We start from the raw sequence: 316 nt of genomic DNA, 5'->3' as shown, positions 1-316 counted from the left end.
CCCCCCCCCCCCCCCCCCCCCCCCCCCCCCCCCCCCCCCCCCCCCCCCCCCCCCCCCCCCCCCCCCCCCCCCCCCCCCCCCCCCCCCCCCCCCCCCCCCCCCCCCCCCCCCCCCCTTTTTTCAAGCATAAGACGGCATACGAGATTTCCTGTACGGTCTCGTGGGCTCGGAGATGTGTATAAGAGACAGGTCGAATGTCGGGCAGATCGAATACGGCAAATTCCTTGCGGCGGTCGAGCGCTGTGTCGAGCCGGTACTCGATGGCCGAGCGCATCAGCAGTGGAAATTGCGAGTGGTATACGCACAGATGGATGCG

Annotated in this window: 1 protein-coding gene; it reads right to left on the bottom strand. The window is 70.6% G+C overall.

Annotated features, from left to right (window positions below):
• The coding region (locus JHD63_RS23270; RefSeq protein WP_198973167.1) for a hypothetical protein at nucleotides 1-274 on the bottom strand (274 nt) is incomplete at its 3' end.
• Nucleotides 275-316 lie beyond the last annotated feature (42 nt).

Source organism: Xylophilus sp. ASV27 (genome assembly GCF_016428875.1).
Classification (GTDB): Bacteria; Pseudomonadota; Gammaproteobacteria; order Burkholderiales; family Burkholderiaceae_C; genus Xylophilus.
Note: the sequence above shows the minus strand (reverse complement) of the source record. Positions and strands in the feature narration are given on the sequence as shown.